Genomic DNA, 22,073 nt, shown 5'->3' with positions numbered 1-22,073 from the left:
ATGCCTGGGATTTAGCAAAAAACCAATTCCAACTGACTCAATACAATCCAATGTGGGAGCTGGCTTGCCTGCGATAACAGCCTGCCAGCCAACTCACGGGTTACTGACCCACCGCCATCGCAGGCAAGCCAGCTCCCACACTTGAACCTTGCAAGGCTTGGGATTACTGCTGGTTCTGACCTAGAATCAAACGACCTTCCTTATCCACCGGAATCTGGCTGCCAGGGTCACGCTCCATACGCACGGTACCTTCCTTGCCATCCAGGTTGTAACGCACGTCATAACCGACCACCTTGTCGCTGATGTCGTTAACGGTGTTACAGCGAGTTTGTGTGGTGGTGTAGGTATCGCGGTTCTGCATGCCTTCCTGAACCTTGTTACCGGCATAACCGCCACCGACCGCACCGGCCACGGTGGCCAGCTTCTTACCGTTACCGCCACCAATCTGGTTGCCCAGCAGGCCACCCGCAAGGGCACCCACCACGGTACCGGCGATTTGATGTTGATCCTGCACCGGACGCTGCCGGGTCACGGTGACGTCCTTGCAGACCTCACGCGGGGTTTTGATCTGGGTTTTCACCGGCTGTACCGCCAGTACTTGCGCATACTCAGGGCCGCTTTTTACCAGGCTGTAGGTGGCAACAGCGCCTCCGGCAGTCACACCGACAGCACCCAATACCGCACCAACCAGCAACGACTTGTTCACATGAACCTCCTGACCATCACAAGCGGACCGAAAGATCCGCGCTATACCCAGCCTTGGAGCAAAAAAAAAGGCGCGAGTTCAATACTCGCGCCTTTCTTGTAACAGCGGATCAACAAACGCCCATCAAGGACGGTCGTCGACCTCCTTGTCGGTAGCGGCAGGAGGGATCAAGTCTTCGCTGTTGAGGTTCAGCCAGATCAGCACCACGTTGGCGATGTAGATCGACGAGTAGGTACCCGCCAGAACGCCGATAAACAGCGCCAGGGAGAAGCCCCACAGGTTATCGCCACCGAAGATCATCAGCGCAGCAATCGCCAGCAAGGTGGAGATCGACGTCGCCATGGTCCGCAGCAGGGTCTGCGTGGTGGAGATGTTGATGTTCTCGATCAACGTCGCCTTGCGCAGCACCCGGAAGTTCTCACGAACCCGGTCGAAGACCACGATGGTGTCGTTGAGCGAATAACCAATGATCGCCAGCACAGCTGCCAATACGGTCAGATCGAAGGTGATCTGGAAGTAGGCCAGGATACCCACGGTCACGATCACGTCGTGGATCAGCGACACAATGGCGCCGACACCGAACTTCCACTGAAAGCGGAATGCCAGGTAGATCATGATGCCGACCAGCGCCATCAGCATGCCGAGGCCGCCCTGATCGCGCAGTTCTTCACCCACTTGCGGGCCGACGAACTCGACGCGCTTGACCGACGCCGGGTTATCGCCGCCGACCTTCTGCAAGGCCTCGGCTACCTGGTGACCCAGTTGCGGGTCTTCGCCAGGCATGCGCACCAGCAGGTCGGTGGTGGCACCAAAGCTCTGCACCACGGCTTCGTGATAGCCGGCCTTGACCAGCTCGCTGCGCACCAGGGTAACGTCGGCCGGCTTCTCGTAGGTCAGCTCGATGAGCGTACCGCCGGTGAAGTCCAGGCCGTAGTTCAGGCCCTTATGGAACCAGCTGAACAACGCCAGAACGGTAAGGAGCACGGTGACGCCGAACGCAATATTGCGAACGCCCATGAAGTTGATTGTACGTAACATGGCAGCCCCTTAAATCCACAACTTCTTGAAGTCACGCCCGCCAAAGATCAGGTTGACCATTGCGCGGGTCACCATGATGGCCGTGAACATCGAGGTAAAGATCCCGAGGGACATGGTCACCGCAAAACCTTTCACCGGGCCTGTGCCCATGGCGAAGAGAATCCCGCCGACCAACAGTGTGGTCAGGTTGGAGTCGAGGATCGCGGTAAATGCCCGGCCGAAGCCTTCGTTGATTGCACGCTGCACGGTCATACCGGCGGCGATCTCTTCACGAATCCGCGAGAAGATCAGCACGTTGGCGTCCACCGCCATACCCATGGTGAGTACGATACCGGCGATACCTGGCAGGGTCAGTGTGGCGCCCAGCAACGACATCAACGCCAGCAGCATCACCATGTTGCCCGCCAGGGCGACAGTGGCGATCACACCAAAGAAGCGGTAGATGGCGATGATGAACAGCGACACGAACAACATACCCCACAGCGCCGCATCGACACCTTTGGTGATGTTGTCGGCACCCAGGCTCGGGCCGATGGTACGCTCTTCAGCGAAGTACATCGGTGCAGCCAGGCCACCGGCACGCAGCAGCAACGCCAGCTCGGAAGACTCGCCCTGGCCGTTCAGGCCAGTGATACGGAACTGAGCACCCAGCGGCGACTGGATGGTCGCCAGGCTGATGATCTTCTTCTCTTCCTTGAAGGTCTGCACCGGCACGTCTTTCTCGACGCCATTGACCATTTGCTTGGTGTAGGTGGTCACCGGGCGCTGCTCGATGAAGATCACCGCCATGCTGCGACCAACGTTGCTGCGCGTGGCGCGGCTCATCAGTTCGCCGCCATGGCCATCCAGACGGATGTTCACTTCAGGCGTGCCGTGCTCGCCGAAACCGGCCTTGGCGTCGGTCACCTGGTCACCGGTGATGATCAAGCCACGCTCGATCAGCGCAGGAGGACGGTTGCCTTCACGGAATTCGAATTCTTCGGAAGTGGCACGCGTAGCGCCTGGGTCTGCCGCGAGACGGAACTCCAGGTTGGCGGTCTTGCCGAGGATACGCTTGGCTTCAGCAGTGTCCTGTACGCCTGGCAGCTCAACCACGATGCGGTTGGCGCCCTGGCGCTGCACGATCGGCTCGGCTACACCCAGCTCGTTGACGCGGTTACGGACCGTGGTCAGGTTCTGCTTGATGGAGTATTCGCGGATTTCAGCGATCTTGGCCGGGCTCATCGCCAGACGCAGCACCGCTTGACCATTGAGGTCGGCCGGTACGATGTCGAAGTCATTGAAGTTCTTGCGGATCAGCGCACGGGCCTGTTCGCGGGATGCTTCGTCAGCAAAGCCCAGCTGGATGGCGCCGTTGAGCTGCGGCAGGCTGCGATAACGCAGCTTCTCTTTGCGCAGCAGGCTCTTCACGTCACCTTCGTAGACCTTCAGACGTGCGTCCAGGGCCTTGTCCATGTCGACTTCCAGCAGGAAGTGCACACCACCGGACAAGTCCAGACCCAGCTTCATCGGGTGCGCGCCAATGCTGCGCAGCCATTGTGGCGTGGTCTGGGCCAGGTTGAGCGCGACAACGTAGTCGTCACCCATGGCCTTGCGTACGACATCTTTGGCCGGCAATTGGTCTTCTTGCTTGGTCAGGCGCAACAAGCCGCCTTTGGATCCAGCCGCCAAGGTTGCCGCTTTAACCTGGATACCCGCGTCGGTGAGCGCTTTGCTCGCACGGTCCAGATCAGCCTGATTGACCTGCAGCGAAGTGCTGGCGCCAGAGATCTGGATCGCCGGGTCATCAGGATAGAGATTGGGAGCGGAATAAATAAAACCGATCGCCAGCACCGCCAGGATCAGTACGTATTTCCACAGAGGGTATTTGTTCAGCATCACGCCGCCCGCTTATAACGCGGGGCGCCTTGCGCGCCCCGTCGATTGGTAAAGGTTGTTACTCAGATCGCTTTGAGCGTGCCTTTAGGCAGCGTGGCGGCGATGGCGCCCTTCTGGAACTTCATTTCCACGGTGTCGGAGACTTCCAGTACCACGAAAGCATCGGAAACCTTGGTGATCTTGCCGGCGATACCGCCAGTGGTCACGACTTCGTCGCCTTTTTGCAGGCTGCCCAGCAGGTTTTTCTGCTCTTTGGCGCGCTTGGCCTGTGGACGCCAGATCATCAGGTAGAAGATGACCAGGAAGCCGACCAGGAAAATCCACTCGAAACCACCGCCCATAGGGCCGGCAGCAGCAGGCGCAGCGGCGTCAGCCATGGCGTTAGAGATAAAAAAGCTCATTTAGCACTCCAGTTGCAAATAGTGAATCTTAGGGTCGGAAAACTCAGTCCAAGGGCGGCACAGGGAGGCCACGCTTGGCATAGAAGGCATCGACGAAGGCGGCCAATGTACCCTGTTGAATAGCCTCGCGCAAACCAGCCATCAGGACTTGGTAATGACGCAAATTGTGGATGGTATTCAACATGCTACCCAGCATTTCCCCGCACTTGTCCAGATGGTGCAGATAAGCACGGGAGAAGTTCTGGCAGGTGTAGCAGTCACAGGTAGGATCCAGCGGCGAATCATCATGGCGATGGAACGCGTTACGGATCTTCAGCACGCCTGTATCGATGAACAGATGCCCATTGCGGGCATTACGGGTTGGCATCACGCAATCGAACATGTCCACACCGCGGCGCACACCCTCTACGAGATCTTCCGGTTTGCCAACGCCCATAAGGTAACGAGGTTTGTCTGCGGGCATCAGGCCCGGCAGGTAATCCAGCACCTTGATCATTTCATGCTTGGGCTCGCCCACCGACAAACCGCCGATGGCCAGGCCGTCGAAGCCGATCTTGTCGAGGCCTTCCAGCGAGCGTTTGCGCAGGTTTTCATGCATGCCGCCCTGGACAATACCGAACAGCGCCGCGGTGTTATCGCCATGGGCATTCTTCGAACGCTGGGCCCAACGCAGCGACAACTCCATGGAGATACGCGCCACGTCTTCATCGGCCGGGTACGGCGTGCACTCGTCGAAAATCATCACGATGTCCGAACCCAGATCGCGCTGTACCTGCATCGACTCTTCCGGGCCCATGAACACCTTGGCGCCGTCGACCGGCGAGGCGAAGGTCACGCCCTCTTCCTTGATCTTGCGCATGGCGCCCAGGCTGAACACCTGGAAACCACCGGAGTCGGTGAGGATCGGGCCTTGCCACTTCATGAAGTCATGCAGGTCGCCATGCTTCTTGATCACTTCCGTGCCCGGGCGCAGCCACAGGTGGAAGGTATTGCCGAGGATAATCTCGGCACCGGTGGCGACGATGTCGCGGGGCAACATGCCTTTGACGGTGCCGTAGGTGCCGACCGGCATGAAGGCCGGGGTCTCCACAGTGCCGCGTGGGAAGGTCAGACGGCCGCGACGGGCTTTGCCGTCCGTAGCGAGCAATTCAAACGACATACGACTCATAAGTTGTCCTCAGGGCCGCGCGGCGCCGGGTTACGGGTGATAAACATCGCATCACCGTAGCTGAAAAAACGGTACTCGTTAGCGATGGCGGCCTGGTAGGCAGCCATGGTTTCCGGGTAACCGGCAAACGCCGACACCAGCATCAACAGCGTGGATTCGGGCAAATGGAAGTTGGTGACCAGGCAATCGACCACATGAAAGGGTCGCCCTGGAAAAATGAAAATATCGGTGTCGCCACTGAACGGCTTGAGCACGCCATCACGCGCTGCACTCTCCAGCGAACGCACACTGGTGGTGCCCACGGCAACCACTCGACCGCCACGCGCCTTGCACGCCGCCACCGCATCCACCACGTCCTGGCTGACCTCCAGCCATTCGCTGTGCATATGGTGGTCTTCGATGTTATCCACACGCACCGGCTGAAACGTACCGGCCCCCACGTGCAGGGTTACATAGGCGGTGTCGACGCCCTTGGCGGCAATCGCATCCAGCAGTGGCTGGTCGAAATGCAGCCCGGCAGTCGGTGCGGCGACGGCGCCGAGGCGCTGTGAGTACACGGTCTGATAGCGCTCGCGGTCCGCGTCTTCGTCGGGGCGGTCTATATAAGGAGGCAACGGCATATGGCCGACGCGCTCCAACAGCGGCAACACTTCTTCGGCAAACTTGAGCTCGAACAAGGCATCGTGGCGCGCCACCATCTCGGCTTCGCCACCGCCCTCGATCAAGATGCTCGACCCCGGTTTGGGCGACTTGCTGGAGCGCACATGGGCCAGCACGCGATGGCTGTCCAGCACCCGCTCCACCAGAATTTCCAGCTTGCCGCCGGACGCTTTCTGGCCAAACAGCCGCGCCGGAATCACCCGGGTATTGTTGAAAACCATCAAATCGCCTGGGCGCAAATGCTCAAGCAAATCAGTGAATTGACGGTGTGCGAGGGCACCGCTGGGCCCGTCCAGGGTCAGCAGTCGACTGGCGCGACGCTCGGCCAAAGGGTGGCGAGCGATCAGCGAATCAGGGAGCTCAAAAGTAAAGTCAGCAACGCGCATGATGGGGTTCGTCTAGCAGGGCCGGGAAGTCTAGCGGAAATAGTGAAAATAGACCATGAAACGTGATTGACCAACGGTAATCTCATCTCTATACTTCGCCGCCATTGAGCCCTGATGGCGGAATTGGTAGACGCGGCGGATTCAAAATCCGTTTTCGAAAGGAGTGGGAGTTCGAGTCTCCCTCGGGGCACCATCTTAAAGAAAGACCTTGAAATTCAAGGTCTTTTTTTTCGCCTGCAAAAAAGTGCCAGGCGTGGCAGTGGAGGGAGCGGGACCATGGAGTTGACGCTTGAAGCGGTTGCGTTGTTCGCGTTGAAGCTGGTGCATGAGACTGACCACGGCAGCCCATTGCTGCGCGATGATCCCGTGATGGAGGGCTATGATCGCGAGGTGTTTGGGTTGTTGGTGCGCCAGGGAAACCTGGCCGAGATCCAGTTGAAGCTCGATGAGTGCATCACCCAGGCGTTGATTGCATTGGGTGGAGCGGACAGCGTTCTCGGGCGTGAATTGCAAAGGCTATCCACCGATGTGCAAAACATCGCTCGTCTTGATGAGTTGACCTGCCCGCTGACCGTACTAAAGAGCTATCTGAAAGATGTGCAATGAATCGGTAATCAGGGTAACGGCCAGGTAAACCATCAACACCGCCACCCCTGCATCCAGCCAGCGCCAGACCGCAGGCTTGCGAAACAATACCGTCAATCGCTGACAGCACAGCGCCAACACCACGAACCACACGAGTGATGCCGTCATGGCGCCTGTCGCGAACAGCGCCTGTTGGCCCGCAGGTTTCGTGGCACCGATGGAACCAATCAACACCACGGTATCGAGCCAGGCGTAAGGGTTGGCAAAGCCGAGTATGACCGCCGAGCGCAACAGCCCTCTTTGCGAGTTGCCGCCTTGAGCGTCCGGCATGGACTGATCCCGGATGCAGGCCAACAGACGTTGGCCACCAAACCAAAGCAGATACGCAGCGCCGGACAACAGCAATAGTGCCATCACCTCAGGCCGGCTTCCCAACAAAGAACCTAAACCCGTGACCCCGAAAGCGATCAGGAAAATATCGGCCATTACGCAAATAGCGACAACGCCCCAGATCGGCCCGCGACCGACACCTTGGCGGATCACCAAGGTGTCTTTCGGGCCAGGGGCGGCGAACAGTCCGATACCCAAGAGCAAACCTTCGATGTAAAGGGCATTGAAGTGAGGAAACATGGACTGTTCGAGCCCTCCAGGACTATTTAGCGCAGTTGAATCGGTTGATTACCGAAACCGGTATGACGAGCATTCACAGTACTGCCCAGGTCAATGGATTTCTGACGGTAAAAGGTCGTCAGCAACTGATCCGGATTGGGATTTGCAAAGTAGATCAATGAGCTTCTGGCGACCGGTTTGCTGGGCGCAAGTACAGCATGGTAGGCGGCAGGCACGGCATGATCGGAGAGCTCTGTCAGCAAGGAACCCGCCAGCACCGCGACCTCGTTCTCCAGAAGGCGTACCGGCTCCAACGATCGTCCTTTCATCAAAACCAGCCCTTCGCGGGTAGGCTTGATAAACGAAAGCATATGCCCGTCTTCATGAGGATCCTGGGCATATTGACGAGAATGGTCTTTCGCCTGTGGACCATAGACACACAGCTGGATGTACGATGCCGCGCGAAAGGGGGCCAAGGGGGCAACGCCAAATTCCTCGCAAATGCCATCCATAACTCCCTGGGCCAACTCGCTCATCTGTCGTTCAAAACTGCCGACTGCGACAACGAAAGTACTTCGGGTGAATTCGAAAGCGGTTCTTTTTGAAGCGTGCGCGGGCCAGTAACAAAACCGCTCGCACAGGTCCGGGTGATCCTCGGCAAGGGAGTACTCGGCGCCAAAAGGGAAAAAACCATCCGTGTCCTGGGCAAAGGAAAACTCATCCTTGATGGCCTGGGGAATGGCCGAATAGCCATCAATGATCTTTTTGTAGTCCTGCAACATCGCATCAGGAATTTGCAGGATGCCAAAGCCTGATCGGGCAATGGATTCACAGCACGCTTTCATTGGACTCATAGCTATATCCACAGATAGATGTAAAGGAATGCAACACACACAAGGTTCGCAAGCATGTGAGAAACCGCGACACTGGATATGCCAACCAAACCGGGACCTATCCATGTCTTTCACAACGTCGCCAGCAAGACCAAAGTCTGAATCGCTATGTAACCGTGACGGCGGGCAGGTTGTCCTTTTTGGCTTACAAGATGACGACTTCCACTGGAAACGGGTTTGCAAAATATGAGCATCAAAACTGGCGATACTCTTCGAGCGCTTGTTGTACGACGCAGCCGAGAACTGGGAAAACCCCTGACTAACCTGGCTAAGGAGGCTGGCATCTCCAGAACCTACCTTTATGCATTGGCGGACGGTGCTTCAAAAGATCCGTCCGTACGTACCCTGATCAAATTAGCCAAAGCGCTACGTGTCTCCCCGCTGCTGCTGTTTCGCTACTTTGCCGACCTGACCGGTGCTCCAACTAATGCTTACTCAATGGCTATCACCAACCGGGCCATTGGCTTGCACGACCCATCTGACATTGCCGTATTCAATGCAGACGTGACCACGCCTGACCAGACCGTAGTGCTGCCCGGTGAAACCTTTCAGAAAACCTGGGAGATCCAGAACCTCGGGATTCGCCCCTGGCGCGGCCGGCGATTGGTGAGAGTGGACGGTGAGTACGTGATCGCCCGTCGAACCGCTTCGGGGGAGCCATTGGAAGTGGTGATGGATAGCCATCTGCGAAGCCTGAATAACGATATTCCGATAGCAGATACTTTGCCCGGCCAGCCAGTGCATATCACCGTGGAGTTCGGAGCCCCGAGGGAGACCAGTACCGTCACCTCAATCTGGCGTATCGAAGATGAACATGGGCAGCCTTGCTACGGGCCAGCATTCATCCTGCATGTGATTGTCAACGTCATGGCGCGCTGAAAGCAGCCTTACTTGCGCCCCTCTACCGCCATCCGCACCGCCAAACCCATCAACACCGACCCCATCAGCCAGCGCTGCAGCACCTGCCAACCTGGCCGTGTGACGAAAAACACCGCAATAGAGCCCGCCATGCAGGCAATCACCGCGTTGACGCTCACGCTGATAACAATCTGCAGGGAGCCCAGCGCCAAGGATTGCACCAGCACACTGCCATGACCGTTCGGATCGATGAACTGGGGCAGCAACGACAAATACATCACCGCCACTTTGGGATTGAGCAAGTTGGTGACCAAGCCCATGGTCACCAACTTGCGCGGGCTGTCCTTGGGCAAGTCGCGCACCTGGAATGGCGAGCGCCCACCCGGCTTGACCGCCTGCCAGGCCAGGTACACCAGATACAGCGCTCCGCCGAGCCGCAGCGCGTCGTAGGCAAACGGCACCGCCATCACCAACGCCGTGATACCCAGCGCCGCGCACACCATGTACACCACAAACCCCAGCGCCACCCCGCCCAGGGAAATCAACCCGGCCGTGCGCCCCTGGCAGATGGAGCGGGAAATGAGGTAGATCATGTTCGGCCCCGGTGTCAGTACCATGCCGAGTGAAATCAGGCCGTAGGCGAGCAAGCTGGACATATCAGGCATGGATTGGCTCCTGGTTTTTTAGGCTGCCAGCGTGAAATCCTTCGCCGACGCGGTCGTGTTGAGCGTCATGCTAGAGGCTTGAAGGCCCAGGCGTTAGATACAGATCCGCAGGCAAAACGTCATACACCGGCGGCATCACCTACCCAGGACAGGCACATGATCGACTTCAACAACAAAGGTTTCTTCAAGCTCAAGCAAAACAACGAATACGCCGAACGCGTAGCGGCCCTGCTGCTGGACGGCGAAGAAGTGGTCGACGCCTACAAGGCCATGCGCGACGGCGTCGTGTTCACCACCAAACGCATCATCGCGGTGAACGTGCAGGGGATTACCGGCAGCAAGAAGGATTTCACCTCATTGCCATACAAGAACATCGTGGCGTACTCGGTGGAAACGTCCGGGACGTTTGACTTGGATTCGGAGTTGGAGATTTATTTTTCGTCGTTGGGGAAGGTGAAATTCGAGTTCACTGGCAAGACCTCGATCGTGGAAATCTCCCGACTGATTTCCAAGCATCTGCTGAGTTGATCCGCAGGCACAAGCCGCCGTCAGGGCGGAACCCTAAGTGGCCGTTACCTCAGGACTGGATATGTACTCGGTATAACTGTGTCAGCTGTCAGGCCGTCTTCGCAGGCAAGCCAGCTCCCACATTTGGATCGCAGCGCATCAGTTAGACCAGCGCTGGCTGTCAGGCCGTCACGGGAGCAAGCTCCCTCGCCACAGGTCCAGCGTCGCGCCGAAGTTGTGTGATACCTATGCTGCGATGACGCCAGCCCCTATACGTGCTCAAGAAAATTGCCCTCGAGAGAAAGTTAGAGGGTTCGCTTTCTATGATTATCAAATCCAAAGAGCAGGCCTACTTACATGGTAGGCCTTCCCTTTCTGCTATTTACTTCTTCCTGGGCTTTCCTGCATCGTCCCGCTTATCGCGAACCTGGCCATCTTTATTTCTTGATCGCGGCTGCTCGCCACCACCGGGCTTCGGAACATTAACATTTGGATTCAGAGGTCTTCTATCTGTCATTTTAGTTTCCTTAAGGTACGTTGGACTTACTCAGGAAAATCACAGCCGCTGAATCACTAAATACTCAGGCACCCACTTAATCGAAGTGCTGGTGGTCACCGGCCACTCTCGAAACTAGCAAATAGCCATCACCATAGCTATCCCGCTCATCGGAGCCATATCCCATTCCCAGTTCCTGTGCCTGCAGCGCCAAAGCCTCCATACATATCTGACTCACAATATCCTGCCGTTCTCTCAACGTTTTTAAGCGCACAACCCGAGCTCGCCTAATTTTAAGTCGCCCCTCAACCCCGTCGAAGTACACCATCATTCCCGCCCCTTACTCAAACGCCTGCCATACCAAACCGCCCCACTGAACGCCGCTCCCAAAATCACAACCCCATTCCCAACCAACCAAAACCCAAAATTCCTGCTCTGATCCGCATCCCCTTGATAAAACGGCCCAAAATACGCAGACATGACCACCACCAAACCGTTAAACAATCCGAGCGCCACTACAACCACCCCGACGACAAACACCACGCCCTTAACCAATTTCATATGATCTTCCAAAACCAGATCTCCCTGGACTCGTGATAGTCCGAGAACGTCCCCTCAATCGAAAATCCCAGCTGGATACGCGGATAACTCAGCCAATCCGTCAACCGCCGTCCATTCCAAAGGTCAATGTGGTCACCGCTGCGATTGCCAAACGTCTCATTCCCTCGGCGCCAAAAATCTTTGAAAAAGATAATGCCTTGCTGCCCCGCCAACACTTCTTCGAAATCCTCAGGTTTTATCTTTTTCGGCCGCTGCAAGCCGGGGATATTCGCGCCATTTAGAGCTTTGGCCATTTCCTCAGCCGCCAGCACATGGCCCTCACTCTTGGCATGCTGCCAACAATAGCGCACGCCTCTCAATCTGCTCAGGTCGGCGCCTGACCTGCGCAGTGCTACGCCCAGGTTAATGGCGCATTGGTCACTGAAATTTTTGGCGCCGTTGGTTCTACAAGGGGCGGCGTCTCCGAAAATTTCCGGGTGGTTTTTCCATAGGGAGTTGAACGTCAGCATTAAGCGCTTCCATCGCGTATTTTTCACACGAACGTAGCAAACGCTTTGCCGATAATGGTGAGGTCAGGCGCAAATCAGAACAGTCCTACTTGTGTGTAGGCTTTTGATGCAGGCTAACGCTCACACTGTGCTTTTTTGTAGGAGGACAGAGGACGGTGATGCGTGCCAGCCTGGGCATCTCACTTGGGCTGGAATGTCTCCAGATACGCCAGAATATTTTCAATCTTCTCCTGGTCACTGATCCCCCAGAAGATCATCCGCGTGCCACTCACCACCGACTTCGGATTTTCGATGTAGGCCGCCAGTTTTTCCCGCGTCCACACCACGCCCGAGTTCTTCATCGCATCCGAATACTGATAGTCCTGAGTGGTACCGGCAGGCCGGCCAATGATGCCGTTCAGTTCCGGACCAAAACCACCCCGCGCCCCCTCACCAATGCTGTGGCAGCCGCCGCAGGTCTTGGTGAAGAGTTTGCCGCCCGCCTCGGCGTCGCCCGCAGCGAACGCGGGTGCGGCGATAACGGTCAGGGCGAGGGTCAATAACACATACTTCATTCACGTCTCCCTATCGGCTGTTGCCGTGGATTATGCCTGTTCGACCGGCCTTTCTCCCAGCCGCTGCACCAGACGCACCAGATACCCGTCCGGGTCTTGCACGATGAACTGGCGCTGCCCGGCCTCCACGTCACCGGCTCGGTACCAGGCGTCCTCTACATCGCGGAACAAGGGCCAGCCGATCTGCGCCAAGCGTTGCAGGATGGGTGCTACGGCGGGCACATCGATTTGCAGGTTGATGCCGCGCCCGAATGGGGGCTGCAACGGTGCGGTAAGCCACTGGCCGGCCTCGGGGTCGTATTGTTCGAGCATGATTTGCGCGCCGTTAAGGTCGAGGTAGGCAAAGCCTTCTTCTGCGCGCTGATAGGCAATAGCGAAACCTAACTGTTCGATCCAGAACGCCAGGCTCGCGCCAAGGCGGGTGACGATCAGTTCAGGCACGAGTGGGTTACGGTTGAACATGGCATTCCTTGGATGGCAGAGTGGCGTTCACCTTAACGGATTGTCGTGCCCATGGCTCACAAGCAGTCAAACGACCACCCATCGATTAAAAAACATCCAATCGAACCTATCCGGCCACCTTCCACTCCACCTTACTGAACCCCCTGATGGTGGAGTAAAGATCATGGCTCAGCCATCGATTTTGGTATTGGAAGACGACGAGATCATTCGGGCGTTGATGGTAGATGTGCTGGAAGACTTTGGTGCGGTGGTGACATCGTTTGCATCGGCAGACGAAGGGATGATTTACCTGGAGCGCGGCGATGACCCGGTGGATTTGATTGTCAGTGATATTCAAATGCCCGGCTTGCTCAATGGTTATGACTTGAGCCGTGTGGTCGCCCACCGCTGGCCTGAAGTACAAGTAGTGCTGACCTCAGGTAATACGAAAATCGCCGCCGAGTTGGGCAGTTCCGTGCGGTTTCTGCCCAAGCCCTGGAGTACCGACCACTTGCTTGAGTGCGTGCAGACAGCATTGACGCACTAGGGCCTGCCCCTGCGTGGATAGCAGCGCGATATCATTTCAACCGAACTTGAGGGCCAGTTCTGCGGTCATGTAAGGTGCAGGGAGCGACTTTTCTGATCCGCTGGTCAGCCTTTTCGCTTCTGCGTTCAGCTGACGACAATGAGTTGTGTAGAATCGTCGCCCATTTTCACGCGTCATTCATGGCCGACAGGCCCACAGTTCGAGCTCATTGAATGCATTCACAGGCCCATGACGTTAGTGCGCCCTCCTTGTTGGAAACGTTGCGCACGGGCACGGGCCTGCTGCATGTAGCGTTGGAACAGCGCCTGCCGTTTTTTTCCGAGCGCCTGGATGCCCAGTGGTATCGGCGCCTGCTGCAAGCGTACTACGGCTTTTATCAGCCGATGGAAGCGGCGCTGTATGACAGCGGTTTGATTCCCGATGGATATGAGCCTGTGTTGCGTGTGAAAACGCCAACACTGGTCCATGACCTGCACGCACTCGGCCTGACTGACCACGCCATCCATGCCCTGCCTCGCTGTGCCCAACTCCCCGTATTAGACACGCCGGCTGCGTGTCTCGGCGCCCTGTATGTGCTGGAAGGCGCCACCCTGGGTGGCCAAGTGCTGCGCCGGGAAATGGCCCTGCGCCTGGATGTGAACGCCGACAACGGCGGTGCCTTTCTCAATGTATACGGCGCCGAGACCGGACGGCGCTGGAAAGATTTCCTCGATTATCTGAGCCGCCAGCCACTGGATACAGATGCCGCCGCGCGCGCGGTGATGGCGGCCCGTTCGACATTCAGCGGCTTTGAGCAATGGCTCGACAGCCAGGAGGTATTGCTATGAAACCCGAAGATTTTGAAGAGCTGCTTGCCAACTGCGCCGACGAACCCATTCGTTTTCCGGGGGCCATCCAGCCCCACGGCGTGCTGCTGACTTTGTCGGAACCTGGCCTGAACATTATTCAGGTAAGTGCCAACGTCGGTACGTTGTTCGGCCACGCCCCCGAGGCGCTGTTGGATCAACCGTTGCACAGATTGATTGGCGAGGAGTACGCCCAGGCCGTGCAAACCATGGCCGAGGACAGCGCATTCCTGGACTCGCCGCCCCTGCTGATCACCTTCAAGGGTGAGCAGTTCGAAGGCCTGTTGCATCGCCACCAGGGCGTGTTAGTGCTGGAATTCGAACCACGGCTCAAGGATTTCAAACCCCGAGCGCACAATGGCCGCACCAGCGATCTGGGCAAGATGCTGCACCGCCTGCAATCGGCAAAGACCTTGGAGGCGCTCTACGCCATCACCGTCAACGAAATCCAGGCCATGACCGGTTATGACCGGGTGCTCATCTATCGCTTCGAAGAGGAAGGCCATGGCCAGGTGATCGCGGAGGCCTCGGCGCCGTCAATGGAATTGTTCAACGGGCTGTTCTTCCCCGCGTCCGACATCCCCGAGCAGGCTCGGGAGCTGTATCGCACCAACTGGCTACGGATCATCCCGAATGCGTCCTACGAACCGGTACCGCTGGTGCCCAAATTGCGCCCGGACACCGGGCAGCCCCTGGACCTGAGCTTCGCCACCCTGCGCAGCGTGTCGCCGATTCACTGCCAGTACATGCAGAACATGGGCGTGTTGTCGTCCATGAGTATTTCGTTGATGAAGGGCGACAAACTCTGGGGCCTGATCAGCTGCGGCAACCGTGAGCCGCTGCTGGTACCTAATGACCTGCGCATGGCCTGCCAGACCATCGGCCAAGTGCTGTCATTGCAGATCAGTGCCATGGAGGCCCTGGAGCTGACCCGCCAGCGCGACGAGAAAGTCCAAGCGCTGGCGCTGCTGGACCTGGCGATGAAAGCCTCTGCCAATAACGTCTTCGACGGCCTGGCCCAACAAGGCCGAATGCTGATGGACCTGACCCTCTCCGGCGGCGTGGCGATCATCGAAGATAAACAACTGCACCGCTACGGCAATTGCCCGGAACCGGCGCAGATACGCGCGCTGCACAAGTGGTTGCAGGCCAACGGTGAACCGGTATTTTCCAGCCATAACCTGGCCTCGGTTTACCCGCCTGCCGCTGAGTTCCAGAGCGTGGCCAGCGGCGTGCTCGCCATGAGCTTGCCCAAGCCTGTGGATAACGGTGTGTTGTGGTTTCGCCCGGAAGTCAAAGAGAACATCCACTGGAGTGGCGACCCGCAGAAGCCGCTGAATCTGGAAACCTGCGACGCGGGCATGCGCCTTCGCCCACGCACCTCGTTTGAAATCTGGAAAGTGGAAATGGCCGGCATCTCCACCAAATGGAGCCATGGCGACCTGTTTGCCGCCAACGATTTGCGCCGCTCGGCCCTGGAGAACGACCTGTCCCGCCAAGTGCTGCGCGAGCAACAAGCGGTGCGTGCGCGGGACGAGCTGGTCGCGGTGGTTTCCCACGACCTGCGCAACCCCATGACCGTCATCTCCATGCTCTGCGGCATGATGCAAAAAGCCTTCAGCTCCGATGGTCCACACACCTCACGCCGTATCTCTTCCGCGATCGACACCATGCAACAGGCCGCCGGGCGCATGAATGTGTTGCTGGAAGATTTGCTCGACACCTCGAAGATCGAGGCCGGGCGCTATGTGGTCAAGCCGGTGGCGCTGGACGTCAGCCAGATCTTTGAAGAAGCGTATTCGTTGCTGGCCCCCCTGGCCTCGGAAAAAGGCATCGACCTGTCGTTCAATGTCGAGCCCGGCCTGCAGATCAAGGCCGACCCGGAGCGCTTGTTCCAGGTGCTGTCGAACCTGATCGGCAATGCGATCAAGTTCACCCCACGCCAAGGCAACATCGGCATCAGCGCCATGAGCAACGGTGAGGAGATTGTATTTTCGGTGCGAGACTCCGGTGAAGGCATTGCACCGGACGATTTGCCCCATGTGTTCGATCGCTATTGGACCCAGACTGAAAACAACCCCACCGGCAGCGGGTTGGGGCTGTATATCACCCAGGGGATTGTCCAGGCTCATGGTGGGCGCATCGAGGCCGAAAGTGAGTTGGGGTGCGGTAGTGAGTTCAGGTTTACGGTGCCAAAGCCTGCCTGAAACGCGCCCATTTTCTAAACCCAACATGCGGATACCTTTGGCCGGGAACGAACAACCCGGCCAATGCCACTGAAACGGTGCGCACTCAAAGGGAGTATTGGTGCGACAACAGTCCTCCAATTGAGTAAGGGGTTGTACCGATGATCATTGGCAATTCGTTTGACAGCTTGAGCTATAACATCCAGCAAGGCATGAAAGATAACCAGCCTTCAGCCAATCCCGCCCTCATCTCTTCGCCGATTGACAGCCCCCCACAGGGGCAGGACACGCGACCAAAACCCAAAGATTCGGGTATGACCTCTCTCGGAGGAGGCAAACTGCTTTAAACCGTTAGGAGTCACCGGCAACGAGTGCAGCGCAACGCGCTGCACTTGCGTTAACAAAACACTGACATCCTCTGCGTTATCCTTTCCAGTCCCACTTGGTATGAGCTGCATTCTTCATGGGTCAACCTGAAATCCTGCCTGCCGTGATCGCCGGCCCCTTGCTAAGACGCCTGGAACCACAGCGCCTGGTTATCTGGTTGGTGGGCAGTCGTGCCCTGCCCCTGTGCTTGCGGCTGCAATTACCCTCGGGCGAGGCGCGGGATATCCCGCTCGATGCAACGCACTGCCAAGTCGTGCCCGTCGGCCGCCATGCCGTTATCCACCTGATCGACATAGCCCTGAGCCACGCCCTGCCACAGGATGAAATCATCGGTTACGACCTGTTGATCGACGGCCTCGGCATTGCACAATGGGCACCGCACTTGCTGTATGGCGACGCGACTACGCCAAGCTTCGTGCTGCATAGCCGCATCCATCACTTGGTGCATGGCTCGTGCCGCAAACCCCACCATCGTGCCGACGAAGGCTTGCTGTGTGTCGACCGTCTGTTGGGGGACGCCCGCACACCGCTCGAACGCCCAGCCTTGCTGATGATGAATGGCGACCAGATCTACGCCGACGACGTCGCAGGGCCCATGCTGCGAGCCATTCACGGGCTGATTGCGCGCCTGGGCCTGTTCGATGAGTTTCTAGAGGGTGCGGTGGTGAGCGACAGCGCCAGCCTTTATGGGCATCGCGCCAGCTATTACCACCGGGCCGACCTGCTCCCTGCGCTGGACAGTAACGAGACCTTGCGCGAACGCTTTTTCGGCGGTGTGAAGAAGCCGATTTTCACCAGCAGCACCGCCGACAATCACTTGGTGACCTTTGCCGAAGTGATCGCCATGTACCTGCTGGCCTGGTCGCCGATACCCTGGACGCTGATCGCACCAGAACCGCCGCCGCTGAGTGCGCAAGAACAACAACGCTATGCCCGCGAACAGGTTCATATCGATCAGTTCCGCGACGGCCTGCCTGGGGTAGCGCGGGTGTTCGCGCACCTGTCGACGCTGATGATGTTCGACGATCACGACATCACTGACGACTGGAACCTCAGCGCCCAGTGGGAAGAAACCGCCTACGGCCATCCCTTCTCCAAGCGCATCATCGGCAATGCCTTGCTGGCGTATCTGTTATGCCAAGGCTGGGGTAACCAGCCCCAGGTGTTTGGCGAACTGCTGGGCCAAACCCAGGCACTGACCGGCCGGGTACAGGCCAATCATCTCGAGGCGACGGCGCAAGACGCGTTGCTGGAGGCCTTGCTGAAATTCCAGCAGTGGCACTACGTATTGCCCACCACCCCGGCGCTGGTGATACTCGACACCCGCACCCGACGCTGGCGCAGCGAGTTCACCCTCAAGCAACCTTCCGGCCTGCTGGACTGGGAAGCCTTGAGCGAACTGCAACAAGCGCTGCTGGACCATCCATCCGCCATCATCGTCTCGCCCGCGCCAGTCTTTGGCGTCAAGCTGATCGAGACGGTGCAAAAGGTCTTCAGCTGGTGCGGTTTTCCCCTGCTGGTGGACGCCGAGAACTGGATGGCCCACCGCGGCGCCGCCCAAGTGATTTTGAATATCTTCCGCCACTCACGCACGCCAGGTAACTACGTGATCCTTTCCGGTGACGTGCATTACTCGTTTGTCTACCAAGTGCTGATCCGCCACCGCAACGGGGGCCCCAATATCTGGCAAATCACCAGCAGTGGCATCAAGAACGAGTTCCCGCCGCGCCTGCTGGAATGGTTCGATCGCCTCAACCGCTGGCTCTACTCCCCACGCTCGCCCCTCAACTGGTTTACCCGCCGCCGCACCATGCAGGTGATGCCTTATATCCCAGAGCATGCCGAAGCGGGTGAGCGGTTGTGGAACTCGGCGGGCATTGGCCAGGTGTTTTTCAATGAGCAGGGCCAACCGCAGGCCATTTACCAGCACAACGCGGATGGAAGACCTCGAACAAAGATGATGGCGCCAGAAAAATAGCGTTTCGCCACTCGTCATAAGCAGCACACCTGCCCTATTCAAAGCGCGCAAGCGCCGATGTACAGTAGCGCCAGCCACGGAGTATCGGCGTCAACCATGACTGGCCTTGGGCGCCAGCCCCCCGCAGGAAGCGCGCAGATGGACGATACATCCGGCAAAGAACCGCTACGCAATGAGGTGTCCGACCTTAACGTCGACCTGTTGCACGCCATCATGGAACTGGTCAGTGATGGCATCTGGGACTGGAACGCCAATACCGGCTTCGTCTACCGCAATCCCGGCTGGTACGAAATGCTTGGCTACTCCCACCACTCCCTGGAAAACAGCGTCTTCACCTGGGAGAACGTGATCCACCCCGAGGATTACCCTCGCGTGATGGCGGTGTTCGATGACTACATCAGCCAACGCGCCGCTCATTACCGGGCCGAATACCGTTGCCGAAAAGAAGACGGTACGTACCTCTGGATCGAGGACCGCGGCTACGTCATTGCCCGCAACCCCGACGGTTCCGTGGCGCGCATGGTCGGCGCACACCGCGATATCCATACGCGCAAATGCTCCATCGAACAGTTGCAAAAGCGCAACCAGTCTCTGGAAGCGCTGGTCGCGGAGCGCACCCTCGAGTTGTCGCGCGTCAACCAGCAACTGCAATTGCAACTGGACGAAAACCGCTCTTTGGCCGAGCGGGACGCCCTGACGCGCATCGCCAATCGGTATCGCCTGGAAAAGGTGCTGCTGGAGGAATGCGACCGCGCCGAACGCTTCCGCCTGCCCTTGGCACTGGTGGCCATGGATGTCGATGACTTCAAGCCGATCAATGACCAATATGGCCACGGCGTCGGCGACCAGACGCTGATACGGGTAGTGGAACACCTGGAAGCCTGCGTACGTAAAAGCGACTTGCTGGCGCGCTGGGGCGGCGACGAGTTTATGGTGGTGCTGCCCAAAAGCAGCCTGGACACGGCCAAAGAGTTGGCCGAAAGGATTCGCCATAAAATCAAGGCGGCGGCCCCCTTGGGCGCGTTGAACGTTACCCTGAGCCTGGGCGTAGTAGAGCGGCGCATGGGGGAATCGCCGGCGGCGCTGATGGCGCGGGCCGATCAAGCCTTGTACCGATCCAAGGCGGCGGGCAAGGATGGGGTGTCGGAATAGGCCGCAGCTCCTTCCAAGGTGGAATGACCCGGCAACTTTATTTCGTTTGCGGCAAGGCCAGGCGCGCGGCTTAGATAGCGCTGCGCCCACCACTGCCGAGTCCCCGAGTCATGAGCCACGCTAGCATCAGCCAGTCGATTTCCATCGTTCACCCCATCAGCCTGAGCCACGGTAAAAACGCCGAAGTCTGGGACACGGCGGGCAAGCGTTACATCGACTTTGTCGGCGGTATCGGCGTACTCAACCTGGGCCATTGCCACCCGGCCGTGGTGGCGGCCATTTGCGGGCAAGCGACTCGGCTCACCCATTACGCGTTCAACGCCGCACCGCATACGCCCTACATCGAGTTGATGCAACGTCTCAGCGCCTTTATCCCGGTGGGATACCCCGTCAGCGGCATGCTCACCAATAGCGGTGCCGAGGCGGCGGAAAACGCCCTGAAGATCGCCCGTGGTGCCACCGGGCGCACGGCGGTGATCGCCTTTGACGGCGCCTTCCACGGGCGCACCCTGGCGACCCTCAACCTCAACGGCAAGGTCGCGCCCTACAAGCAGAAGGTCGGTGTACTGCCCGGCCCTGTGTATCACCTGCCCTACCCCAGTACCGATAACGGCGTGTCCTGCGCCGAAGCGCTGAAGGCCATGGAGCGTCTGTTCAGCGTGGAGATCGACGTAACCGATGTGGCCTGCTTCATCATCGAGCCGGTACAGGGCGAAGGCGGTTTTCTCGCCCTGGACACTGAGTTCGCCCAGGCGCTGCGGCGCTTCTGCGACCAGCACAACATCCTGCTGATCATTGATGAAATCCAGTCGGGTTTTGGTCGCACCGGCCAGCGTTTCGCCTTCTCGCGCCTGGGCATCGAGCCGGACCTGCTGCTGCTCGGCAAAAGCATCGCCGGCGGCATGCCGCTGGGGGCGGTGGTCGGGCGCAAGGCGCTGATGGACAACCTGCCCAAAGGCGGCCTGGGCGGTACCTACTCGGGTAATCCCATCGCCTGTGGGGCGGCGCTGGCGACCCTTGAGGTGATGAGCGACACAAACCTGCACGCCTGGGGCGTCGCGCAGGCGGCCGCGATTGTGGGCCGCTATGAAGCCTGGCGCGCACAGCAACTGTCGCCCTACCTGGGCCGCCTCACCGGTGTCGGCGCGATGCGGGGCATTGAACTGGCCCATGCCGACGGCACACCCGCCCCCAAGCAACTGGCGCAACTGCTGGAGCTGGCGCGAGAGGCTGGCTTGTTGCTGATGCCCAGCGGCAAGTCGCGGCACATCGTGCGCTTGCTGGCCCCGCTGACCATTGAGCCTGAGGTGTTGGAGGAAGGTCTGGATATTCTCCAAGCGTGCCTCGAAGAACTGGACGAGTAACATGTATCAACAGGTTTGACGCTGCTCCACTCAGTCGTTGAGCTTGTTCGTGAAGTCCGGGCGAGGTGGATGACCGTTGATAAGATTCCCGTTGTGGATATGTACGTATTTCTGTACGTTAAACCCACCCAACAAGGAGTCCCCATGGAAACTATCAACTACACCAACGCCCGAGCCCATCTGTCCGAAACGATGGACCGCGTCAACGATGATCACGTCCCACTTCTACTGACTCGACAAAAAGGCGAGCCCGTGGTGATGATCTCGTTATCAGAGTTCAATGCTCTGGAAGAGACGGCTTACCTGCTGCGCTCGCCTAAAAATGCCGAACGTCTCATTAACTCAGTCAACAGCTTACGAGCAGGCAAAGCCAAGCCAAGGCGGTTGATTGAAGAATGAAAATACTCTTTACCCCTGAAGGCTGGGACGACTACCTCTGGTTTCAACAGAACGACAAAGCCGGGCTCAAGCGCATCAATCTCTTGATCAAGGCCATACAAAGAGACCCGTTCGGCGGCGTGGGGAAGCCTGAACCCCTCAAACATAACCTGAGTGGTTTCTGGTCTCGACGAATCACCGCGGAGCATCGTTTGGTTTATGGCATCGAGGATGATGAAGTACAAATATTGATGTGCCGCTACCACTACTGAAATTATTCTGACGCCCCAGCCACCTTGACCTGATCCCCCCACCCGCTGA

24 protein-coding genes and 1 tRNA gene are annotated in these 22,073 nt (G+C 58.2%); 12 read left to right on the top strand and 13 right to left on the bottom strand.

Annotated features, from left to right (window positions below):
• Positions 1-163 precede the first annotated feature (163 nt).
• From BMH52_RS02885 to queA, 6 genes are all read right to left on the bottom strand, one after another.
• Positions 164-706 (bottom strand): glycine zipper 2TM domain-containing protein, encoded by a 543-nt coding sequence (locus BMH52_RS02885; RefSeq protein ID WP_003194023.1) that lies wholly within the window; start codon positions 704-706, stop codon positions 164-166.
• A gap of 123 nt (positions 707-829) precedes the next feature.
• On the bottom strand, positions 830-1,744 hold the full coding sequence (gene secF, locus BMH52_RS02880; RefSeq protein ID WP_014719825.1) for a protein translocase subunit SecF: 915 nt from the start codon (positions 1,742-1,744) through the stop codon (positions 830-832).
• A 9-nt stretch (positions 1,745-1,753) separates the two neighbouring features.
• Positions 1,754-3,622 carry a protein translocase subunit SecD gene (gene secD / locus BMH52_RS02875; RefSeq protein ID WP_014719826.1) on the bottom strand — a complete coding sequence of 623 codons (1,869 nt, stop codon included), beginning with the start codon at positions 3,620-3,622 and terminating at the stop codon, positions 1,754-1,756.
• Positions 3,623-3,684: 62 nt separating this feature from the next.
• Entirely contained in the window at positions 3,685-4,023 is a 339-nt protein-coding gene (yajC, locus tag BMH52_RS02870; protein WP_003175975.1) for a preprotein translocase subunit YajC, read from the bottom strand.
• 43 nt (positions 4,024-4,066) lie between these two features.
• Positions 4,067-5,182: a tRNA guanosine(34) transglycosylase Tgt gene (gene tgt / locus BMH52_RS02865; RefSeq protein ID WP_161937012.1), complete on the bottom strand. Its 1,116-nt coding sequence runs from the start codon at positions 5,180-5,182 to the stop codon at positions 4,067-4,069.
• A gap of 5 nt (positions 5,183-5,187) precedes the next feature.
• Positions 5,188-6,237: a tRNA preQ1(34) S-adenosylmethionine ribosyltransferase-isomerase QueA gene (gene queA, locus BMH52_RS02860; protein ID WP_003194027.1), complete on the bottom strand. Its 1,050-nt coding sequence runs from the start codon at positions 6,235-6,237 to the stop codon at positions 5,188-5,190.
• A gap of 108 nt (positions 6,238-6,345) precedes the next feature.
• Between queA and BMH52_RS02855 the strand changes: the two genes are divergently transcribed.
• Both BMH52_RS02855 and BMH52_RS02850 read left to right on the top strand, forming a co-directional pair.
• Positions 6,346-6,430 (top strand) — tRNA-Leu (locus BMH52_RS02855).
• Between the two features lie 83 nt (positions 6,431-6,513).
• Entirely contained in the window at positions 6,514-6,843 is a 330-nt protein-coding gene (locus tag BMH52_RS02850) for a hypothetical protein (protein ID WP_020302001.1), read from the top strand.
• Here the strand turns inward: BMH52_RS02850 and BMH52_RS02845 are convergent.
• Together BMH52_RS02845 and BMH52_RS02840 are read right to left on the bottom strand one after the other, a co-directional pair.
• Positions 6,814-7,452 carry a LysE/ArgO family amino acid transporter gene (locus tag BMH52_RS02845; RefSeq protein ID WP_020302002.1) on the bottom strand — a complete coding sequence of 213 codons (639 nt, stop codon included), beginning with the start codon at positions 7,450-7,452 and terminating at the stop codon, positions 6,814-6,816. The two genes, BMH52_RS02850 and BMH52_RS02845, sit on opposite strands and share 30 nt — an antisense overlap.
• A gap of 26 nt (positions 7,453-7,478) precedes the next feature.
• Positions 7,479-8,285, bottom strand: coding sequence for a 2OG-Fe(II) oxygenase family protein (locus BMH52_RS02840; RefSeq protein WP_032903670.1), 807 nt, complete (start codon positions 8,283-8,285; stop codon positions 7,479-7,481).
• 225 nt (positions 8,286-8,510) lie between these two features.
• Between BMH52_RS02840 and BMH52_RS02835 the strand changes: the two genes are divergently transcribed.
• A complete protein-coding gene (locus tag BMH52_RS02835) occupies positions 8,511-9,203 on the top strand; it encodes an NBR1-Ig-like domain-containing protein (protein ID WP_073842863.1) in 693 nt (230 codons plus the stop codon).
• Between the two features lie 8 nt (positions 9,204-9,211).
• Here BMH52_RS02835 and BMH52_RS02830 read toward each other — a convergent pair whose 3' ends face one another.
• Positions 9,212-9,847, bottom strand: a complete 636-nt coding sequence (locus tag BMH52_RS02830; protein ID WP_032903668.1) for a LysE family translocator — start codon at positions 9,845-9,847, stop codon at positions 9,212-9,214.
• Between the two features lie 156 nt (positions 9,848-10,003).
• On the opposite strand from BMH52_RS02830, the gene BMH52_RS02825 reads away from it, so the two are divergent.
• Positions 10,004-10,375: a PH domain-containing protein gene (locus BMH52_RS02825; protein WP_014719840.1), complete on the top strand. Its 372-nt coding sequence runs from the start codon at positions 10,004-10,006 to the stop codon at positions 10,373-10,375.
• An 802-nt stretch (positions 10,376-11,177) separates the two neighbouring features.
• On the opposite strand, the gene BMH52_RS02815 is transcribed toward BMH52_RS02825, so the two are convergent.
• From BMH52_RS02815 to BMH52_RS02800, 4 genes are all read right to left on the bottom strand, one after another.
• Positions 11,178-11,411, bottom strand: a complete 234-nt coding sequence (locus BMH52_RS02815; protein ID WP_072435028.1) for a hypothetical protein — start codon at positions 11,409-11,411, stop codon at positions 11,178-11,180.
• A complete protein-coding gene (locus tag BMH52_RS02810; RefSeq protein WP_072435026.1) occupies positions 11,408-11,920 on the bottom strand; it encodes a type VI secretion system amidase effector protein Tae4 in 513 nt (170 codons plus the stop codon). Before BMH52_RS02810 ends, BMH52_RS02815 begins: the two co-directional genes overlap by 4 nt.
• Before the next feature lie 179 nt (positions 11,921-12,099).
• A complete protein-coding gene (locus tag BMH52_RS02805; protein WP_072435024.1) occupies positions 12,100-12,474 on the bottom strand; it encodes a cytochrome c family protein in 375 nt (124 codons plus the stop codon).
• Positions 12,475-12,504: 30 nt separating this feature from the next.
• Positions 12,505-12,936 (bottom strand): VOC family protein, encoded by a 432-nt coding sequence (locus BMH52_RS02800; protein ID WP_072435022.1) that lies wholly within the window; start codon positions 12,934-12,936, stop codon positions 12,505-12,507.
• Between the two features lie 163 nt (positions 12,937-13,099).
• On the opposite strand from BMH52_RS02800, the gene BMH52_RS02795 reads away from it, so the two are divergent.
• The 8 genes from BMH52_RS02795 (at position 13,100) to BMH52_RS02760 (ending at position 22,024) form a co-directional block, all read left to right on the top strand.
• Positions 13,100-13,462, top strand: coding sequence for a response regulator (locus BMH52_RS02795; protein WP_003194033.1), 363 nt, complete (start codon positions 13,100-13,102; stop codon positions 13,460-13,462).
• Between the two features lie 212 nt (positions 13,463-13,674).
• On the top strand, positions 13,675-14,289 hold the full coding sequence (locus BMH52_RS02790) for a biliverdin-producing heme oxygenase (RefSeq protein WP_019817490.1): 615 nt from the start codon (positions 13,675-13,677) through the stop codon (positions 14,287-14,289).
• Complete coding sequence (locus tag BMH52_RS02785; RefSeq protein ID WP_032903662.1) at positions 14,286-16,514, top strand: ATP-binding protein; 2,229 nt, start codon at positions 14,286-14,288, stop codon at positions 16,512-16,514. Before BMH52_RS02790 ends, BMH52_RS02785 begins: the two co-directional genes overlap by 4 nt.
• A 442-nt stretch (positions 16,515-16,956) precedes the next feature.
• On the top strand, positions 16,957-18,858 hold the full coding sequence (locus BMH52_RS02780) for an alkaline phosphatase D family protein (RefSeq protein ID WP_073842861.1): 1,902 nt from the start codon (positions 16,957-16,959) through the stop codon (positions 18,856-18,858).
• A gap of 138 nt (positions 18,859-18,996) precedes the next feature.
• Complete coding sequence (locus BMH52_RS02775) at positions 18,997-20,010, top strand: sensor domain-containing diguanylate cyclase (protein ID WP_019817488.1); 1,014 nt, start codon at positions 18,997-18,999, stop codon at positions 20,008-20,010.
• 110 nt (positions 20,011-20,120) lie between these two features.
• A complete protein-coding gene (locus BMH52_RS02770; protein WP_073842859.1) occupies positions 20,121-21,374 on the top strand; it encodes an aspartate aminotransferase family protein in 1,254 nt (417 codons plus the stop codon).
• A gap of 144 nt (positions 21,375-21,518) precedes the next feature.
• Positions 21,519-21,773, top strand: coding sequence for a type II toxin-antitoxin system Phd/YefM family antitoxin (locus BMH52_RS02765; protein WP_003194039.1), 255 nt, complete (start codon positions 21,519-21,521; stop codon positions 21,771-21,773).
• Positions 21,770-22,024, top strand: coding sequence for a Txe/YoeB family addiction module toxin (locus BMH52_RS02760; protein ID WP_014719853.1), 255 nt, complete (start codon positions 21,770-21,772; stop codon positions 22,022-22,024). The genes BMH52_RS02765 and BMH52_RS02760 overlap by 4 nt, the downstream gene beginning before the upstream one ends.
• Positions 22,025-22,073: the final 49 nt, after the last annotated feature.

The sequence above is a fragment of the Pseudomonas sp. BTN1 genome (assembly GCF_001907715.1).
Classification (GTDB): Bacteria; Pseudomonadota; Gammaproteobacteria; order Pseudomonadales; family Pseudomonadaceae; genus Aquipseudomonas; species Aquipseudomonas paracarnis.
The sequence above is the reverse complement of the archived record's forward strand: the minus strand, read 5'-3'. Positions and strand labels throughout refer to the sequence as shown.

Excerpts from the sequence above, each read along its gene's own strand:
- secF (WP_014719825.1), bottom strand. The coding sequence starts at position 1,744 with ATGTTACGTACAATCAACTTCATGGGCGTTCGCAATATTGCGTTCGGC.
- secD (WP_014719826.1), bottom strand. The coding sequence starts at position 3,622 with ATGCTGAACAAATACCCTCTGTGGAAATACGTACTGATCCTGGCGGTG.
- yajC (WP_003175975.1), bottom strand. The coding sequence starts at position 4,023 with ATGAGCTTTTTTATCTCTAACGCCATGGCTGACGCCGCTGCGCCTGCT.
- tgt (WP_161937012.1), bottom strand. The coding sequence starts at position 5,182 with ATGTCGTTTGAATTGCTCGCTACGGACGGCAAAGCCCGTCGCGGCCGT.
- queA (WP_003194027.1), bottom strand. The coding sequence starts at position 6,237 with ATGCGCGTTGCTGACTTTACTTTTGAGCTCCCTGATTCGCTGATCGCT.
- BMH52_RS02850 (WP_020302001.1), top strand. The coding sequence starts at position 6,514 with ATGGAGTTGACGCTTGAAGCGGTTGCGTTGTTCGCGTTGAAGCTGGTG.
- BMH52_RS02845 (WP_020302002.1), bottom strand. The coding sequence starts at position 7,452 with ATGTTTCCTCACTTCAATGCCCTTTACATCGAAGGTTTGCTCTTGGGT.
- BMH52_RS02840 (WP_032903670.1), bottom strand. The coding sequence starts at position 8,285 with ATGAGTCCAATGAAAGCGTGCTGTGAATCCATTGCCCGATCAGGCTTT.
- BMH52_RS02835 (WP_073842863.1), top strand. The coding sequence starts at position 8,511 with ATGAGCATCAAAACTGGCGATACTCTTCGAGCGCTTGTTGTACGACGC.
- BMH52_RS02830 (WP_032903668.1), bottom strand. The coding sequence starts at position 9,847 with ATGCCTGATATGTCCAGCTTGCTCGCCTACGGCCTGATTTCACTCGGC.
- BMH52_RS02825 (WP_014719840.1), top strand. The coding sequence starts at position 10,004 with ATGATCGACTTCAACAACAAAGGTTTCTTCAAGCTCAAGCAAAACAAC.
- BMH52_RS02815 (WP_072435028.1), bottom strand. The coding sequence starts at position 11,411 with ATGAAATTGGTTAAGGGCGTGGTGTTTGTCGTCGGGGTGGTTGTAGTG.
- BMH52_RS02810 (WP_072435026.1), bottom strand. The coding sequence starts at position 11,920 with ATGCTGACGTTCAACTCCCTATGGAAAAACCACCCGGAAATTTTCGGA.
- BMH52_RS02805 (WP_072435024.1), bottom strand. The coding sequence starts at position 12,474 with ATGAAGTATGTGTTATTGACCCTCGCCCTGACCGTTATCGCCGCACCC.
- BMH52_RS02800 (WP_072435022.1), bottom strand. The coding sequence starts at position 12,936 with ATGTTCAACCGTAACCCACTCGTGCCTGAACTGATCGTCACCCGCCTT.
- BMH52_RS02795 (WP_003194033.1), top strand. The coding sequence starts at position 13,100 with ATGGCTCAGCCATCGATTTTGGTATTGGAAGACGACGAGATCATTCGG.
- BMH52_RS02790 (WP_019817490.1), top strand. The coding sequence starts at position 13,675 with ATGCATTCACAGGCCCATGACGTTAGTGCGCCCTCCTTGTTGGAAACG.
- BMH52_RS02785 (WP_032903662.1), top strand. The coding sequence starts at position 14,286 with ATGAAACCCGAAGATTTTGAAGAGCTGCTTGCCAACTGCGCCGACGAA.
- BMH52_RS02780 (WP_073842861.1), top strand. The coding sequence starts at position 16,957 with ATGGGTCAACCTGAAATCCTGCCTGCCGTGATCGCCGGCCCCTTGCTA.
- BMH52_RS02775 (WP_019817488.1), top strand. The coding sequence starts at position 18,997 with ATGGACGATACATCCGGCAAAGAACCGCTACGCAATGAGGTGTCCGAC.
- BMH52_RS02770 (WP_073842859.1), top strand. The coding sequence starts at position 20,121 with ATGAGCCACGCTAGCATCAGCCAGTCGATTTCCATCGTTCACCCCATC.
- BMH52_RS02765 (WP_003194039.1), top strand. The coding sequence starts at position 21,519 with ATGGAAACTATCAACTACACCAACGCCCGAGCCCATCTGTCCGAAACG.
- BMH52_RS02760 (WP_014719853.1), top strand. The coding sequence starts at position 21,770 with ATGAAAATACTCTTTACCCCTGAAGGCTGGGACGACTACCTCTGGTTT.